9 protein-coding genes are annotated in these 14,276 nt (G+C 27.0%); 4 read left to right on the top strand and 5 right to left on the bottom strand.

Going from position 1 to position 14,276, the window contains the following annotated elements; translation table 11 throughout:
* Positions 1–262 precede the first annotated feature (262 nt).
* Positions 263–2,089 carry a translational GTPase TypA gene (gene typA / locus I4U89_RS02020; protein WP_195938006.1) on the top strand — a complete coding sequence of 609 codons (1,827 nt, stop codon included), beginning with the start codon at positions 263–265 and terminating at the stop codon, positions 2,087–2,089.
* A 129-nt stretch (positions 2,090–2,218) separates the two neighbouring features.
* Here typA and I4U89_RS02015 read toward each other — a convergent pair whose 3' ends face one another.
* The 3 genes from I4U89_RS02015 to I4U89_RS02005 all read right to left on the bottom strand — a co-directional run bounded on the left by I4U89_RS02015 (position 2,219) and on the right by I4U89_RS02005 (position 6,689).
* Positions 2,219–3,526, bottom strand: coding sequence for an APC family permease (locus I4U89_RS02015; RefSeq protein WP_195938005.1), 1,308 nt, complete (start codon positions 3,524–3,526; stop codon positions 2,219–2,221).
* A 31-nt stretch (positions 3,527–3,557) separates the two neighbouring features.
* Positions 3,558–4,292 carry a gamma-glutamyl-gamma-aminobutyrate hydrolase family protein gene (locus I4U89_RS02010; RefSeq protein WP_195938004.1) on the bottom strand — a complete coding sequence of 245 codons (735 nt, stop codon included), beginning with the start codon at positions 4,290–4,292 and terminating at the stop codon, positions 3,558–3,560.
* A gap of 381 nt (positions 4,293–4,673) precedes the next feature.
* Complete coding sequence (locus tag I4U89_RS02005) at positions 4,674–6,689, bottom strand: sigma-54 interaction domain-containing protein (RefSeq protein ID WP_195938003.1); 2,016 nt, start codon at positions 6,687–6,689, stop codon at positions 4,674–4,676.
* A gap of 586 nt (positions 6,690–7,275) precedes the next feature.
* Between I4U89_RS02005 and I4U89_RS02000 the strand changes: the two genes are divergently transcribed.
* A complete protein-coding gene (locus I4U89_RS02000) occupies positions 7,276–8,331 on the top strand; it encodes an NAD(P)H-dependent flavin oxidoreductase (protein WP_195939185.1) in 1,056 nt (351 codons plus the stop codon).
* Positions 8,332–8,497: 166 nt separating this feature from the next.
* Here the strand turns inward: I4U89_RS02000 and I4U89_RS01995 are convergent, their stop codons facing one another.
* Entirely contained in the window at positions 8,498–9,625 is a 1,128-nt protein-coding gene (locus I4U89_RS01995; protein WP_195938002.1) for an aldo/keto reductase, read from the bottom strand.
* A gap of 373 nt (positions 9,626–9,998) precedes the next feature.
* Here I4U89_RS01995 and I4U89_RS01990 point away from each other — a divergent pair, with 373 nt between their 5' ends.
* Both I4U89_RS01990 and I4U89_RS01985 read left to right on the top strand, forming a co-directional pair.
* Positions 9,999–10,934: a magnesium transporter CorA family protein gene (locus tag I4U89_RS01990; RefSeq protein WP_195938001.1), complete on the top strand. Its 936-nt coding sequence runs from the start codon at positions 9,999–10,001 to the stop codon at positions 10,932–10,934.
* A 187-nt stretch (positions 10,935–11,121) separates the two neighbouring features.
* Entirely contained in the window at positions 11,122–12,084 is a 963-nt protein-coding gene (locus I4U89_RS01985; RefSeq protein ID WP_195938000.1) for a calcium/sodium antiporter, read from the top strand.
* A 46-nt stretch (positions 12,085–12,130) separates the two neighbouring features.
* Here the strand turns inward: I4U89_RS01985 and I4U89_RS01980 are convergent, their stop codons facing one another.
* Positions 12,131–13,990 carry an SEL1-like repeat protein gene (locus tag I4U89_RS01980; RefSeq protein WP_195937999.1) on the bottom strand — a complete coding sequence of 620 codons (1,860 nt, stop codon included), beginning with the start codon at positions 13,988–13,990 and terminating at the stop codon, positions 12,131–12,133.
* Between the last annotated feature and the right edge of the window lie 286 nt (positions 13,991–14,276).

Here is a 14,276-nt window from a genome sequence, read left to right as displayed (position 1 = left end):
AATTTTATTTTCATTTAATTTAAAAATCTAATCTAAATCTTATTTAAAAATTTTAATACATATCTCCCCTTTACCAAAAACATTTTCCCGTAGACAAAAAAACTAACTTTTATTTTTTATATGTAAAATTAACTTTAAATTATTTTTTTTTACATAAAATATATTCATTGTTATACTTTTATTTTAAGTTTTAGTATCTTGTATACACAGTTATACTGTGCTATACTAAATAAGTTATTTTAATGCGAAAGGAGCATATTCAATGTCAAAAAACAAAATAATAAATATAGCGGTTATAGCCCACGTTGATGCCGGTAAGTCAACTTTAGTTGATGCTTTCTTACATCAATCTGGAACATTTAGAGATAATGAAGTAGTTAAAGACTGTGTAATGGATAGTAATGACCTTGAAGCAGAAAGAGGTATAACAATATATTCTAAAAACTGTTCTATAAACTATAAGGACTACAAGATAAATATAGTAGATACACCAGGACATAGTGACTTCTCTTCAGAAGTTGAACGTGTTATAAAGACTGTTGATACAGTTATATTACTAGTTGATGCTAGTGAAGGACCAATGCCTCAAACAAGATTCGTTTTACAAAAATCTTTAGAAGCTGGACTTAGACCAATACTTTTCATAAACAAGATAGACAAGCAAGATCAAAGAGCTGAAGAAGTTGTTGATGAAGTATTTGACTTATTCGTTGACTTAAATGCAACTGATGAGCAATGTGAATTCCCAATAATATACGGTATAGCTAAACAAGGTATAGCTAAGAAAGAAATGGACGATGAAAGCACTAACTTAGCTCCATTATTTGAAACTGTTGTTGAACATGTTGAAGCATACCCTGATTATAGCGAAGAACCTCTTCAATTACAAATATCTGCACTTGCTTATGATGACTATGTAGGTAGACTTGGAATCGGTAGAGTTTACAAAGGAACTATAAAAAATGGTTCTCAAGTTTCTATATGCAAAGCTGATGGTTCAGTAGCTAAAGGTAGAATAGCTAAGCTTACAGTTTATGAAGGATTAAATCAAGTTGAAAAGCAAGAAGCTTATGCTGGAGATATAGTTGTTATAGCTGGTATAAGTGATATATCTATAGGTGAAACTATATGTGATAGTGACAATCCAATTCCAATGGAAATGATACACATAGAAGAACCTACTTTATCTATGAACTTCTTAGTTAATGATTCTCCATTCTGCGGAAAGAGTGGTAAATTCGTAACAACAAGACACTTAAAAGATAGATTAGATAAAGAATTAGAAGTTAATGTTGGTCTTAAAGTTGAGCCATTAGACACAACTGATGGATACAGAGTATCAGGACGTGGAGAACTTCACTTATCTATACTTTTAGAAAACATGAGACGTGAAGGATACGAAATAGGTGTTTCTAAGCCAGAAGTTTTATTTACAAAAGATGAAAATGGTAAGTTAATGGAACCAATGGAAAGAGTTATAGTTAACTGTCCAGAGGTTTATTCAGGAACTGTAATAAATAAATTAAACTTAAGAAAAGCAATGATGGAAGCTATGGAAATAGAAGGTGACTATGTTAAAATAACATTCATCGCTCCTACTAGAGGATTACTTGGATACAGAAGTGAATTCATAAATGATACTCGTGGAGAAGGTTCTTTAGTTAGATCATTTGAAAGATACGAAGAACACAAAGGTGAAATACCTGGAAGAACTAATGGAGTTTTAATAGCTCAAACAGCTGGTACTACTATGGCTTATGCTCTTAATTCATTAAGTGAAAGAGCTCAAATGTTTGTTGACCCTGCTGTTGAAGTTTACGAAGGTATGATAATAGGTATGAACTCTAGAAAAGAAGACATGACTGTTAACCCTTGTAAAAATAAGAAATTAACTAACGTTCGTGCTTCTGGTACTGATGAAGCAGTTAAGTTACAAGCTGCTAGAACATTTACATTAGAAGAAGCTTTAGAATTCATAGAAGATGATGAGTTAGTTGAAATAACTCCAGATGCTATAAGACTTAGAAAGAAATTCTTAAATGAGCATGATAGATTAAAATACAACAAATCTAGACAAGCTAATAAATAGTTTATAAAAAGAACACTTTAGTAATTCTCTAAAGTGTTCTTTTTTTGTATTCATAATAAAAATAAGCTATCAAATCAAATAGATAGCTTATTTTTATATTTCTAAAATATTAATTCTAGATACTATTTATTATTCAACATTTTTAACTTTATACACTTTAGTCATATAGAAATAGAATGGTACAGCTATTAGTAATCCACCTAGTCCCCATACTATCTTCATAGGGTCACTAATTCCTGCTTCTATTAATAGCCATAAACTAATTAATACTGCAAATATTGGTACAAATGCTCCACCTGGTATTCTAAATCTTACTTGCTTATCTTTATATTTCTTTCTAAATACTAATACTGCTATACATGTTGGTATATATTGTATAAATCTAGATATAACACTTATTTGTAATAAAAATTTAAATGAACCTGACCAAGCTATTAAAAGAGTTCCAACAACTGTTATTATTATTGCTATATATGGAGCACCTTTTTTGTTATTTTTAGCTATGCACTTTGGAACTAATCCTTGTTCAGCTAATGCAACCCCTGATCTTGGTGTTAAGAAAGATGCTGCTATATTTATACCACCAACAGATATTACTGTTCCTATTGTTATTATATAAGTTCCAATATTACCTACCATTGACTTAGCTGCATCTGCCACAGGTGTTGCTGCTCCACTTAACTTAGGACCTAATACACCAACACTTATAGCTAAAACAAACACATATACAATTGATACTATTGCCATCACTGTAATCAAAGCTTTTGGAACGTTTTCCCTAGGATTTTCCATATCCTTTGCTGCAACTGCCAAAGATTCAAATCCTGTAAATGCATAAAATAATGATATTGCAGCTGCAACAAATGCTGTTGTTGTAGCTTCACCAGATGGTACAATTACAAACGGTTTAAAGTTACCACCTTTTACAAAGAAAATTCCTACAACTATAAAGAATATTAATGGAACAAGTTTACCTATAGTTATTATATCATTTAAAACTTTTGATGCTTGTACACCCATTATGTTTACTATTCCAAGACCTATTAACACTACACCTATTATAACATTTTTAGTAAATGGATCTGCTGCTTGAGGCCAAACAGTAGAAATCGTTATTGCAAAAAAGTTTGCCATAGCTGCCCAAGCTATCATACCTATAGCCCACTTCATAAATCCAACTTCAAAACCTATAAATTCTCCAAACGCTTCCTTAGCATAAAGATATGGTCCACCATTTTCATCAAACCAACTTCCTGCCTCAGCAAAACAAAGCGCTATAGATACGGCAAGTACTGTACAAAATACTAGTACAACAATACTTGCAGGCCCTATCATTTTATATGCCTCTCCTGGCAATCCAAATATACCTGAACCTATGATTGAGTTAATGCCTAGAAGTACTATACTCCAAAAACCTAATTTTTTACTACTTTCCATAGTCTTCCTCCACCAAAATATATATTTATAATTATTTAGTTGCTTCTGTTATTAATGCCTTAAATAGCTTTTGCATGATAGGATAATCCTTTGTCATCATTTCTGGATGCCATTGAATTCCTAATACAAATTCTTCTCCTTCTTTTTCTATAGCTTCAATTACTCCATCTTTAGATTCTGCACAAACTATATATCCATTAGCTAACTCATTTACAGCTAAATGGTGAAAACTATTAACATGTATCTCACTTTCTCCTAATATATTATGTAACTTCGTACCTTCTCTTATTATAGCTGTATGTGTAGCTACATTTGATAAATGACCTTGATTATGCTTTATATAACATCCATCTATTAGAGATAAGTCTTGATATAAGCTACCTCCTTCACATACATTTATAACTTGTTCTCCTCTACATATACCTAAAATTGGCTTCTTCATTTCTAAGGCATATTTTAATAATTTAAAATCATAAGCATCTCTTTTAGGTAATATTCCACCTAATTTTTGATGTGGTTCTTCTCCCCAATTTAAAGGATTTACATCATGCCCTCCAGATAAAATAAGAGCATCTATATTTTTTACTTGTTCTTTTATTATTTCATCATTATAAACCATTGGAACTATGTAAGGTACACCCCCACACATAGCAACTGATTGAACATAGTCATTATTTACATATGCTCTTTCGTATCCTGGAAACATTCCTCCTTCATCTATTATAAGGCTACCTGATATACCTACTATAGGCTTTTTGTTTGTCATAAATTAATGCACTCCAATTCTTCTATTATTTTTAGATTATAACTCTAATCTTTTGTACATCAATTACTTTAAGCAAACACTATGCCAAATTTATATTTTATTTTTTATATTTAGATATTTCGTATAATTTTTAAGTCTATTAACTTAATATATTTTTTAATTTTGTACATTTTCAAATGCCTTTCTAATAAAGGTATACACTCATTTTATAAGTTAATTTAGTCTAGTTTCATTAATATTTTCAATAGGAAAATAGTAATAATCATAAAAATTTTTTCAATATTTATTTTAGGAAAACTTTTACTTTTTTTATTAAATACTATATAATGTTAAAATGTATTTATAGGTTAAATAGGCAGTTAAATACGCCTATTTAACTACCTATTTTAATAACTTAAGCACTTCTATTCCCTTTTGACTTAATTCGCTTCCTTTCCTACCACTTTTTGATACTACAATATTTCTTCCTTTTAATACTTCTAATATATGTCTAATTTCACCTTCACTTATTAGTATATCCTCCTTTATAAGTTCTTTAAGTATAGCATTTCTTCCTAATGATTTATTTAAGTCATTATGATTTTTGATACACCTCATTACCTTTACGGTCTTTTCTAAAGATATTTTATTTTTTATATAATCTATATCTTTTTTATAATCCCTTTTTATATTAGTTAGATTATGAGGCAAATCATTTGTAGTAACTTCATCTTTTGATGCCATAGTATCTATATACATAGCTGCATTTCTTAACTCTCTTATATTACCTGGCCAATCATAATCATTTATTATAATTTTTACATCTTCACTTACCTTAATTTTTCTTTTTATAAAATGTTTAAGCATCATATCTATATCTTCTTTTCTCTCTCTAAGTGGAGGTATATGTATGGGTAATACATTTATTCTGTAGTATAAGTCTGCTCTAAACTTTTCTTCTTTTATCATTTTAAGTAAATCTCTATTTGTTGCTGCTATTACTCTAACATCAATATCTATTACATTTTGTCCTCCAACTGGCATAATTTGATTTTCTTGAAGAACTCTAAGTAACTTTGTTTGAAGATACATAGGCATATCCCCTATTTCATCTAAAAATATAGTTCCATTATGAGCTTGTTCAAATAACCCTTTTTTACCACCTTTTAATGCACCAGTAAATGCTCCTTCTTCGTATCCAAATAACTCACTTTCTAATAAATTTTCAGGCATAGCAGCACAGTTTATAGCTATAAAAGGTTGTTTACTTCTATTTGACTCATTATGTATAGACTGAGCTAACAACTCTTTTCCAGTTCCACTTTCACCAGTTATTAAAACTGTATAATCTGATTTAGATATTTTTCTGGCTAACTTTTTTGTATTTTCCATATTTATAGAATTAGTTTTAATATCATCAAAAGTATATCTAGCTACTTGACCTTTATCTTTAAGAACTTTACTTAAATTTTGTTCTAATTTTTTTATATAAGTTACCTCTTGTATACAAAAATATGACCCTATATTTTTACCAAAGCTATTTATTGTGTGCTTGTTTATTGTTATATACTTATCTTTATATTTAATAACATTATCATCTTTTGTCTTATCTTTATTTAATATATCTTTTAATTCTTTATCATCTAAATTTTTAATGTTTTTACCTATTATATCTTCTTTTATATCTAAAATATTTTTCACACTTTCATTAAGGACTTTTATAATACCTTCATTTGAAAGTAATATCATACCATTTTTAGATAACTTTATAATAGATTTTAGCTCATCATTTTCTACTGTAAGGTTTTTATAGGTATGGTTTATTCCTGAATGTATACTAATAACTTCTTCAGAGTATTTTATTAGTCTTTGTGTTACTTCTTTGTCATCGATTTTTAGTTTTGTTATTATTTGTAGAAATGTAGATATGTCTATAAATCTATGCCCTATATCAATTACTTCTTCTATATAATCAGGAACTAAGTGTGTTTCACCAGGAGTTACACAAACTTTAATATCCTTGTATTCTTTTTCTTTATCATATGGAATTAAATTTAGGTGATTTATACCTATGTGGTATAGCATGGATATAGTTTCAAGTATTGTTTCCTTGTTATCGTTTACAACTAACACATCTATGTTTTTAGGTAATGAAAACAGTCTGTATATATCTTTTTGCTTTACACTTCTATTTATTATTATTATTTTCTTGCTATCATCTATATAATTTTTTAGTTTTATAGACCTATCTCTAAGCATGACAAGAATTATATCATCATCGATTTTTTGACCTTTTTGTAGATTATTAAAAAAATAATTGTTTATTTTTAATTTGTCTTTGAATATCATCTTTATATTGTTGTTTAAAAAGACTTCTAATGTGGATAATCCATCTGTAACTATACCTATTGTTTTCATATTAAGTCTCCCTTTTTATTTTGTATTATATATTTTTTAATTTTTGTTATCTAGTTATCCACTATTATATCTAATTTATACTTAATTTGTCTTTTATAAAAAAGAAGTTTGCTATTTTATAGCAAACTTCTTTTTTATGTTTATTCTATATCTATTTAATATTTTATTTTATGTCGTCTATTGGTTTATATCATCTAGTATGTGATTCTCGCTTAAACATGATAAGAATGTTAATCCATACATAACACAAACTATTACTGCTGTTATAAGTATTATACCCATATCTATCACTCCTTTGCTTATATTATATCTTTAATATATGAAGTATTTATGAATTTATTTTGAAATTTCATGTATGTTCATTAGTTTTTCCTATTTTTTACTATGTATACATTATAGTACTTTTTTATTATTTATTTATAGTTTAAATATTGTAACCTTTTAAATTTTTTATACTATATCATCATACAATATCTTTATTTTTCTAAAAATTTACTTGTTATTTTCTTACAATTTATTATATAATATTATTAGTACCTGGTATTAATATTTGATATAATTTTTTTATATTAAGGAGGCGTTTTTTATTAAAGCATTAAAAATTGGAGATTTAATAGCTAAAGTTCCTATAATACAAGGTGGTATGGGAATAGGAGTATCTAGATCTTCCCTTGCGGCGGCTGTAAGTCGTGCTGGTGGTATAGGAGTTATATCTGGCGTACAAATTGGCTATGATGAAAAAGATTTTGAGTATAACCCTCTAAGAGCTAACTTATCGGCCCTTAGAAGTCATATAATAAAAGCTAAAGAAAATTCTAATAAAGGAATAATCGGTGTTAATCTAATGGTAGCTATGAACTACTACGAAGAACATGTAAAGGAAGCTATTTCATCTGGTGTTGACCTTATAATATCTGGTGCTGGTCTTCCTATTAAATTACCTTCTTTAATTAAAGGATCTAAAGTAAAAATTGCACCAATAGTTTCAACTGCTAAAGCTTGCAGTGTTATCCTTAAAATGTGGGACAAAAAAGATAAAACTACAGCTGATTTAATAGTAGTTGAAGGACCAAAAGCTGGCGGTCATTTAGGTTACAAAAAAAGTGAACTAGAAAATATAGATAACATTGATTATGATAAAGAATTTGTAGATATATTAGAAGTTGTTAAAACTTATAGTAATAAATATAATAAAGAAATACCAGTGGTAGCTGCTGGTGGTATATTTAGTGCTGATGATGTTTTAAAATATATAAATCTAGGTGCTAGTGGTGTACAAGTAGGTACAAAATTTGTTGCAACTTATGAGTGTGATGCTTCTTATGAATTTAAACAAACGTATATAAATTCTACTAAAGATAATATTAATTTAGTTGTAAGTCCAGTTGGAATGCCTGGTCGTGCTATACACAATAAATTTATAGAACATACTTCTATATCGTCACCTAAAATAACTAAATGCTATAATTGTTTAATTCCTTGTAATCCTAAAACCACTCCTTATTGTATATCAGAAGCTCTTATAAATGCAGTAAAGGGAGATGTTGATAATGGACTGCTATTTTGTGGTGAGAATGCCTACAAAGTAGATAAATTATATTCTGTTGATGAGGTTATAAGAGAATTAACTTCTAAGTTATAGATAATTAAATTTTAGCTTTAATTATATTTAAATGCTCTTACACTCCTAAATCTAGGGCTATTTCCTAATTCTAAAGCTAAAATTTAGAAAATAAAAATAGACTAACATATATTAGTCTATTTTTATTTTCTAAAATTAACATAGCATTAAATATATACTTTTAGTATTAAAATGTATCTTTAACTTCTTTTAACTTTTCTATTATATTTATATGCTGAGGACACTTCTCTTCGCATAATCCACATCCTACACATTTTTTTGCATCATTTCCCGAATCTACCAAATACATATTGTATTGTTTTTTATATTCTTCTATATTATTAAACATATATGCATTATTTAATAATTCAAAGCAAGTTGGTATTTTAACTTCATTTGGACATGGTATACAATATTTACATCCAGTACAATTTACTCTTATTTTGGATTTAAACATATCCCTAAGCTCTTTTATGGTTTCTTTTTCATATTTACTCATGGATTCTTTTATACCTTCCTTAGAAGCTATATTTATATTATCTACAACTTGTTCTAAACTTGACATTCCACTCAAAACTACATCTATCTCTTTCTTATCATATAAAAACTTAAAAGCCCATTCTACAGCACTTTTGCTAGTTGAACTATTATTAATTATATTTGTTATATCATTAGATAAATTATTTACTAATGCTCCTCCTCGAAGTGGTTCCATTATAACTATACCTAATCCTTTTTCTCTAGCATACATAAGTCCATCAGTACCTGCTTGATAATCTTCATCTATATAATTATACTGTATCTGAGCAAAATCCCAGTAATAGTCATCTACAATTTCCTTAAATACATCTAATGTATCATGAAATGAAAAACCAATATGTTTTACTATACTTCTTTCTTTTATATCTTTTATAAAGTCAAATAACCCATTTTCCTTTAATCTAGTATAATCTTTTTTATTTAGATTATGTATTAAATAAAAATCTATATAATTAGTTTGTAATTTTTCTAACTGTTCATATATATATTTATACATATCTTCTCTTTTGTTTACTAACCATGAAGGTAGTTTTGTAGCTAATTTAACTTTTTCTCTATATCCATCTTTTAATACTTCTCCTACAAATATTTCACTTTCTCCATTATGATATGGGTATGCTGTATCTATATAATTTATACCATTATCTATTGCATATATAAGCATTTCCTTTGATTTTTTCTTATCTATCTTATTATCCTTTAATGGAAACCTCATACATCCAAATCCTAATATAGACACTTCTTCACCAGTATTTCCCATTTCTCTATATATCATGTTACTTCCCCCTATAAAAATATTATCTACTTATATTATATTTAATAATTTTTCCTATATATTACAATTTTTATTATTAATCAAATAAATCATGCTATATTCTTTATTTTTTTAATATATTTTTAGCTGAAAACTTGATTTATATTTAATAACAATGTATCCTATTTAAAGGATATAAAATTTTTAATATTATTTTTAATAGGAGAGTGATGGAAAATGGATCAAAGTCCTTTGGGGGATATTGATTTAAAAAGCATCACTTATTATTATCTTTTAAATGGCTAATTTATCTATCCTCTTATATAAATCAGTCATTTAATTAATAATACTAAGTGATAAGATTTATATAAAATTGAATAAAGGATGTGTTGCCATGATAAGATACTATAAGACTATTGACAACAAACTAGAAAAGTTAAATTCATTTGAAAGTGGCTGTTGGATAAATCTTGTTGAACCTAATCAAAATGAAATAAGTGAAATAGTTGATTTATTAAATATAGATGAAGATAGTGTAAGATCTGCTCTTGATGAAGAGGAACGCTCTAGAATAGATGTTGAAGATAATCATACACTTATACTTATTGATATCCCAGTTGATGAAAGTGATGTGAACTCAACTCATTATACTACTATTCCTATTGGTATAATAATTTGTGAAAATGCAATACTTACTGTATGTTCTGCTCAAACTAAAATTATAAATGACTTTATTGTAGGTCATATAAAAGAATTTTACACTTATAAAAAAACTAGATTTATACTTCAAATTCTTCATAAAAATGCTAGTTATTATTTATATTATCTAAGAAAAATAAATAAAATAACTACTGTTATAGAAAAGGAAGTTACTAAATCTATGAAAAATAAAGAACTTATACAACTTCTAGAACTTGAAAAATCATTAGTTTATTTTTCTACTTCTTTAAAAGCTATAGAACTAGTTTTAAATAAAATGGTTCGTACTACTAGTATAAAAAAATACTCTGATGATGAAGATTTACTAGAAGATGTTATAGTTGAAAATAAACAGGCTTTAGAGATGGCCACTATATATGGAGATATATTAAGTAGAATCATGGATGCTTTTAGTGCTATTATTAGTAATAATCAAAATAATGTTATGCAATTTTTAACATCTGTTACTCTTATAACCACTATACCTACTATTGTATCTGGTTTCTTTGGGATGAACGTTGGAGGTATTCCTTATGCAAACCACATTAATGGATTTTGGATTGTAATGGTTATTACTGCTTTAATTTGCTTAGTTGTTACATTCTTTATGTCTAGAAATAAGCTATTATAATATAACCATTAGTTTTACCATATTCTATAATATAATTTACATGATTATATCACTCTTGTAAAATAACTTGATTAACAAATTTTTTATAAATCAAGACCTTCGAGGCAGACATGCTCTACCTTGGAGGTTTTTTATTATAAATTTGCATAAACTTATATTTACTTATTTATTTTTGGGAGGTAATTGTATGAATTACATATTACTAATTTTCGGTTTTTTACTACTTATAAAAGGAGCTATCTACTTTGTTGACGGTTCATCAGATATTGCCACTATACTAAAAATTCCTCCAATTTTAATTGGACTTACTATTGTAGCTTTTGGTACATCTTTGCCTGAATTTTCAGTTAGTATAATAGCCTCTATAAATAATCAAAACGGTTTATCTCTAGGAAATATTATTGGCTCTAATATATTTAATATATTGATGGTTTTAGGTACAACTGCTTTTATTAAAAATTTACAGGTTAGAAAATCAATAGTAAAAAAGGAGATGCCAGTACTTATAATTACCTCTATGATAGCTTTAGGTTTGTCAATAGACTTAACTATAAGTCGTATTGATGGTATGATGCTTTTATTATTATTTTTACTATTTTTATATGATATGATAAAAGAAGCATTAAGAAGTAGAAACTTTTCACTAAAAGAAAGTTATGAATTCTTAGAAGCAAATACAAATATAGCCTCTATATCTATAGATAACTCTTTAGCTAAGTCTTTATTAATTTCAGGAGTTGGTCTTGTAGCTATTATAATTGGTGGGAAAATGGTTGTAAGTTGTGCAACTAATATAGCTTATTCCTTTGGTGTAAGTGATCACTTAATTGGGATTTCAGTTGTAGCACTTGGTACTTCTTTACCAGAATTTATTACATCTGTTATTGCAGCCACTAAAGGTGAAAACGATATTGCGATTGGAAATGTAATCGGTTCTAATATATTTAATATTTTATTTATTTTAGGTTCATCAGCATTTATCTCTCCTTTATATCTAGAGCCTGCACTAATATTGGATAGTATATTTATGATAGGAGCTATAATACTTTCTTATATATTTGTTGTTCAAGATAAAGAAATAACAAAGTATGAAAGTTTATTTTTAATAACTACATATTTTATATATATGATATATTTAGTTTCAAGGTAAAAATACCTCAAAGTAATATATTTTACTTTGAGGTACTTTTTATCTATTATTTATCTATTATCATTTCTTCTAAGGGCTTTTCAAATTGTAATTTTAAATTCTCATCTTTTTCTAATATATATATTGGTACATACTCTTCTTCTTCCTCATTTAAATTAATTTCTTTAAATGGCGGAGTAAGTACTTCATCAAAGTTTATACTCAGCTCTGGCATTGTCTTTAATATTTGCTTAGAATTATCATATTCTTCATCTGCTAAACTTTTATACATATCTAAACTTTTCTTATAATATATACCAGCTAGCATGTATTCACATTTCTTATTTCCTAAATTAAAACCTTCTTTATAGTATTTTTTAGCTTCTTCATCTTCATTTAATTTTAAACTTAATTGCCCTAGGTTATATATAGATTCTTCGCACTTTTGATTTCTAGCTTTTTCGTACCAATATTTTGAATTTGTATAGTCTTTATAGAAAATATCATATATAAGACCTAGCATGTGTTGTGAATATATATTTGAATCATTTGCTGGTGTTTCAAACATTTTCTTTGCTTCTTCATAATTTTCTTCTGCAAAGTATATTCTACCTAAATGTATTCTTGAATTTATGTGATTTTTTGATACGGCAATATTAAAATACTTTTTAGCATTTTCTATATCATTATTAGCTTCATATATACATCCTGCTTTATAGCTAGATTCTACATCTTGATTTTCACTAGCTCTTTTATACCACATTAAAGCTTTTTCAAAATCACACTTATCTTCATATATTTTCCCAAGCTTAACTTGACATGATAACCTATTTTCTATTTTTCTGTAACAAGATATGGCATTGTCTATATCATTTATCTTATGATATAAATCACCCAGATTCTCAATAGATTCTATTAGTCCTTCTTCTATACATTCCTCATAATATTTTTTCGCACTTTCATAATTTTCTTCTTCAAAATATAAACCGGCTAAATTATTTTTAGCTTCTATTATATCTGAATTTGCTGCTATCTCATAATACTTTTTAGCATTTTCTATATCATTATTTCTGTTATATAAGTTTCCTAATCTATAACTTGCTAAAGCACATCCATTTTTTATACTTTCTTCATAATACTCTATAGCATTTTTATCATCTTCATCTCTATCATATATATATGCCAATCTATATTGAGACTTTGTACAACCTTTGTCAGCACTTTTTATATAGTACCTTTCAGCCTCTTCAAATTCTTCATTAATCTCCATTATAAGACCTATATTAAAACAGCCTTTTAAATTTCCTACTTTATGTAAATATTTATATAAGCTTATTGCTGACTTATCATCACCATTTATATAGTTTATTATAGCTAAATTATACTTAGATTCTTCATTTAATAATACTGAACCCTTCTTATAATATTCAATAGATTCTTCTTTTTTTCCTAATTTATCATAAAGTATACCTAGATTAAAGCAAGCTAAACCAAAATTGCCTTTAGTTGCTTCTTTTAACCACTTTTCGCTCCTTATATAATCTTTAAGTTTATAATGAACAACTCCTAAATTATTTTGAGCTTGTAAATCACCTAAAGTAGCCAATTTTTCATACCAATAAAGTGAATATTCATAAGCATTAGATATAAAATATATATTGCCTAGGTTAAGAGCAGCTTCTTCTTGTCCATTCCTAAATGCCATAGAATACCACTTTTCTGCTTCATTGTATTGACCTCTAGATTCAAATATATTACCTAATGCATATTGAGACTTTACATATCCTTCTTCTGCAGATTTTATATATGTTTCTATAGCTTTATCTATTTTACCCATTTTCTCAAGCAAACTTGCTTTAGTGTGATGTATTGCTGGGTCTTTTGGAATATTTTTTATATTTTGTATTGAAAATTTTGTACTTCTCATATTTAACTCCCTATTTAAACTTTACTTTTATTTTAGTAATATGTTTTAATAATTATATATTATATAACAAACCTACAATTTTTAGCTAATTTTTTGTCTTTCTGTAATAATATTGTAATAGTAGATATATTTAATTAATTTTTATGTAGTGTATAGCCATGCATATTAATATCTTATATAATTTATGTATAAATAGTATTTATTATGAGTTTAAATGGCTTGTTCATTTATGTATTAGTATTATAATGCTTTCTAATAATTATTTATAAATTAGCAAATAGGAGTG

This window comes from Romboutsia sp. 1001713B170131_170501_G6 (assembly GCF_015668195.1).
Taxonomy (GTDB): domain Bacteria; phylum Bacillota; class Clostridia; order Peptostreptococcales; family Peptostreptococcaceae; genus Romboutsia_C.
The sequence above is the reverse complement of the archived record's forward strand: the minus strand, read 5'-3'. Positions and strand labels throughout refer to the sequence as shown.

Bases quoted from the DNA above. Each gene is read 5' to 3' on its own strand.
- typA (WP_195938006.1), top strand. From the start codon at position 263: ATGTCAAAAAACAAAATAATAAATATAGCGGTTATAGCCCACGTTGAT.
- I4U89_RS02015 (WP_195938005.1), bottom strand. From the start codon at position 3,526: ATGGAAAGTAGTAAAAAATTAGGTTTTTGGAGTATAGTACTTCTAGGC.
- I4U89_RS02010 (WP_195938004.1), bottom strand. From the start codon at position 4,292: ATGACAAACAAAAAGCCTATAGTAGGTATATCAGGTAGCCTTATAATA.
- I4U89_RS02005 (WP_195938003.1), bottom strand. From the start codon at position 6,689: ATGAAAACAATAGGTATAGTTACAGATGGATTATCCACATTAGAAGTC.
- I4U89_RS01995 (WP_195938002.1), bottom strand. From the start codon at position 9,625: ATGATATATAGAGAAATGGGAAATACTGGTGAAGAAGTGTCTATATTA.
- I4U89_RS01990 (WP_195938001.1), top strand. From the start codon at position 9,999: ATGATAAGATACTATAAGACTATTGACAACAAACTAGAAAAGTTAAAT.
- I4U89_RS01985 (WP_195938000.1), top strand. From the start codon at position 11,122: ATGAATTACATATTACTAATTTTCGGTTTTTTACTACTTATAAAAGGA.
- I4U89_RS01980 (WP_195937999.1), bottom strand. From the start codon at position 13,990: ATGAGAAGTACAAAATTTTCAATACAAAATATAAAAAATATTCCAAAA.